Raw genomic sequence first — 2,222 nt, forward strand, 5'->3', positions numbered from 1 at the left:
GCGTACTGACCGCTCAGCGACCCAGCCGGGCCGCGAGCCCGTCGAGCACGCAGTCCAGGCCGAACGCGAACTCGACGTCGGGGTCGAGTTCCTCGGCTTCGAGGACGCGGCGGGCGAGCATCGGGTGCTTACCCGCCGCGAGGACCTCGCTGATGTAGGGACCGACGCTGCGCTGCCACTCCTCCTCGGTCAGGCCGGTGCGCTGCTCCGCGCGTCGAAGGGCCTGCTGGGCGGCGACCGAACCCAGCACGTACGCGTGCACGGCGCCGAGCGCCTGCGAGGCCAGGGTGATGTCGGGCGTGAGCGCGACGGCGGCACGCAGCGCGGACTCGGACCGCCGCAACGAGTTGGGGCCGAGCGCGGGCCTTCCCGCCAGTTCACCCGCCAACCAGGGGTGCCGCAGCAGCGTCGCGCGCAACGCGTGCGCGACCGATCCCAGATCGGCACGCCAGTCCTGCGCGGACTCGGGCAGCGGATCCTCGCCCTGCGCCGCGTCGACCATCAGGTCCACCAGCTCGTCGCGGTTGGTGATGTACCGGTAGAGCGAGGCGGTCCCGGAACCGAGATCGCCCGCGACCCTCCGCATCGACACCGCCGCCAATCCCTCCGCGTCCGCGACGGCCAACGCGGCGGCCACGTACTGGTCCACCCCAGGCGCGCGTCGACGCGGTTCGGGGCGCGGCCGTGTCCACACCGACGAGGGAACGGGTTCGGTCATCGGGGCGGTCCTTTCCTTGTTTGACCCGCATCCTACCCTCTGGCTACGATGTACCCATGACGGAGACAGCGTATCCAGAAGTCCCGGTGCTCGTGGTCGGAGGCGGCAGCGTCGGCCTGCTCACCGCGGCGCTGCTCACCCACCACGGCGTCCCCGCGGTGCTGGTCGAACGCCGGTCCGGACCGTCGGTCCACCCACGCGCCACCGGGATCGGGCCGCGCACTGTCGAGGTCCTCCGCGAACTCGGGCTCGACACCGCCGTGGACGCCGCCGCGGTCGACCTCCGGGGCGCCGCGGGCAAGGCGGTGGCGCGGACCGTCGTCGAGATGGGCGCGGGCGATGTCGTGACCGTGCCCATGCCGACCCCGTCCGCCGACGAGCTGGACGTGACGCCGTTCAGGCTGCGCGGCGTCTGTGCCCAGGACCGGCTCGACGCCGTCGTGGCGGCCGACCTGGCGCGCCGTGGAGCGGACCTGCGCTGGTCGACCCGCCTGGTCGGCATCGCGCAGGACGCCGACGGGGTCGACATCGAACTGGAAGGACCCGACGGCCGCTACTCGCTGCGGTGCGCGCACGTGGTCGCCGCCGACGGCACGCACAGCACCGTGCGGACCGCGCTCGGCGTGGGCACCTCCGGTCCGGGCGACCTCGGCAAGTCGATGATCAACATCCTGTTCCGCGCCGACCTCCGACCCCACCTGCGGGGCATGTCCTTCGCCACCTGCACCATCACCACGCCGGAGGCACCCGGCCTGCTGGCCACCGTGGACGGCGAGACGAACTGGGTCTTCCACGTGGCCTGCGACGTCGATGCCGGCGAACGCCCCGAGGACTTCACGCCCGAGCGCTGCGCCGCGATCGTCCGGACGGCGGTCGGCGATCCCGACCTCGACGTCGAGGTGCGCAGCGTGCTCTCCTGGCGCCCCCGCAGCGCCGCGGCCGAGAGCTTCGCGGTCGGCCGCGTGTTCCTCGTCGGCGACGCCGCGCACACCGTGTCACCCTTGGGCGCGTTCGGCCTCAACACCGGCGTCGCCGACGCGCACAACCTGGCGTGGAAGCTGGCCGCCGTCCACCACGATGAGGCAGGCGCCGGCCTGCTCGACACCTACGCGCACGAACGTGAACCGGTCGCCGCGGCGACGCTGGACCAGGCGATGCGCCGACTCGCCGACCCCGAACTGCACTGGGGACGCGGACCCGAGGCCGACGCCGCCAGGGTGGCGGCGGGGGTGTGGGCGGCACCGGTCGTGCACCTCGGCCAGCGGTACGACTCGGCCGCCGTCGTCGACCCGCGGCCGGAACTCCCGTCCACAGTGGACCTGGCGGCGGCGCTGGACGGTTCACCGGGTTCACGGGTGCCCCACGCGTGGATCGACGGGGTCTCGACCCTCGACCTGGTGGCGTCCCGGTGGACCCTGCTGGTGGGCACCGCGGGCGAACGCTGGCTCACCGCCGCGGCGGACGTCGGACTTCCCGCGCACCGCGTCGCGGTCCCGTGGCTCCC

2 protein-coding genes are annotated in these 2,222 nt (G+C 73.7%); one reads left to right on the forward strand and one right to left on the reverse strand.

Annotation, left to right across the window (positions count from 1 at the left end; genetic code table 11):
- Positions 1-13: 13 nt before the first annotated feature.
- Entirely contained in the window at positions 14-718 is a 705-nt protein-coding gene (locus tag VGD70_RS17865; RefSeq protein WP_331082660.1) for a TetR/AcrR family transcriptional regulator C-terminal domain-containing protein, read from the reverse strand.
- A 56-nt stretch (positions 719-774) separates the two neighbouring features.
- On the opposite strand from VGD70_RS17865, the gene VGD70_RS17870 reads away from it, so the two are divergent.
- A partial coding sequence (locus VGD70_RS17870; RefSeq protein ID WP_331082662.1) for an FAD-dependent monooxygenase occupies positions 775-2,222 on the forward strand: 1,448 nt, incomplete at its 3' end.

Source organism: Actinophytocola sp. (genome assembly GCF_036402745.1).
Lineage (GTDB): Bacteria > Actinomycetota > Actinomycetes > Mycobacteriales > Pseudonocardiaceae > Actinophytocola.